Annotated in this window: 2 protein-coding genes; both read right to left on the reverse strand. The window is 46.5% G+C overall.

Annotated features, from left to right (window positions below; genetic code table 11):
• Positions 1 to 1,096: PRK06851 family protein (locus tag CVN76_RS05320; RefSeq protein ID WP_100530534.1), on the reverse strand; the 1,096-nt coding region annotated here is incomplete at its 3' end.
• A gap of 91 nt (positions 1,097 to 1,187) precedes the next feature.
• Positions 1,188 to 1,380: YbaK/EbsC family protein (locus CVN76_RS05325; protein ID WP_332850609.1), on the reverse strand; the 193-nt coding region annotated here is incomplete at its 5' end.

The raw sequence follows: 1,380 nt of genomic DNA on the forward strand, positions 1-1,380 counted from the left end.
CAATTGCCTGCGCACGTTCAATGATCTGTTCATGAATGTCACTACGAATGTCATCTATCGCAGTAAAGTCCATGGCTTTCACATAAATTTTTTCAAGTTCGTCATGCAGCTCTTTTGCTTTGGCTAGGCTTGCCGTCGCTTCATTCATCTTCTCCCTGTACCTGGAGGAAACATCCTTGATCTGATCGGCATAAATTTCATCCGTTCCCGGCAGGATCGCCGTTTTATATATATCGATGATCTCATCACCTTCGCAGCTCGGGAAATATTCATGAGGATCTGTGCTGTCGAATATGGCGATACCTACCTCCCGGACGATGACCATGTCCAGGCTATGCGGATCGAAACCACAATGATACACTTCCACATCGAAGCCCCTTTGCTCCGCAGCCTTTGCAATCTTTTTCAGCATCGTCGATTTTCCCGAACCGGGACGCCCTTTTAAAAAGTAGCGTTTCTGTACGCCCTCCGTGATATTCGGTATGAAATCGACCGCTCCCTTTGGCGTGGCGGCACCTAAAAAACGATGACGAACATCCGCCTTCTTATTAAGGACGATATCTCGATAAAAGCCTTCTATCAATTTATTGGTCAGCCCATTCAATTTAGCGAAGTCGATGTTTGCCTTATAGATGTCCTCCCATTCATCATGTATCTTCAATGCTTCAGCGAAAAGGGCATAGGCCTTCTCGAAGCTGTTGCTTCTCGCATTCGTCAGCCTTATGATGGACGCTCTTTCCGAAGCGAGCTGCTGTGAATTCCAGGCTGACCCCAAATTGACATATTCCTCTACAGCCCCTGGTGCCTTCGGTTCAATCACATGCGGAGCGGTCCCATCCACAAGACCGATTTTCAAAGCCGGTATGATGACCCCATCGATGGAATCATTATCGGAAGAACAATGTAAATACTCGATATCATAGTTTTTATCCAGCCATTCCTGGCCGATTTTTTTCATAATGGTCGATTTTCCCGAACCAGGTCCGCCTTTTAAAATGAATAATCTTTCCAAACCTGCCAAATTCGAATCATATAAACTATAAAAACCTTTAGCGGTATTGCCGCCGGCGAAATAATGCATCACTTTTCCCGTCACTTCCACACTCTCCCTCACAATAGAAATGTGATCTTCAAGACAGCGTATGCGGTAAAAATCAAATAGGTGAATGCCCAAGGATGCCATTGTCCTATTTGATAAGAGCGACGGACTCCGCCTGCGTGATTTCGAGGAAATCTGCCGGATTCAGGACAATCTGGGTGCCGACCCTCCCCGCGCTTACGATGATTTCAGACAAGTTCGATGCACTTTCATCGATGAAGGTCGGGTATTGCTTTTTCATGCCGATCGGTGAACAGCCCCCCCGTATGTAGCCGGTGTTT

The organism is Bacillus sp. mrc49 (assembly GCF_002803435.1).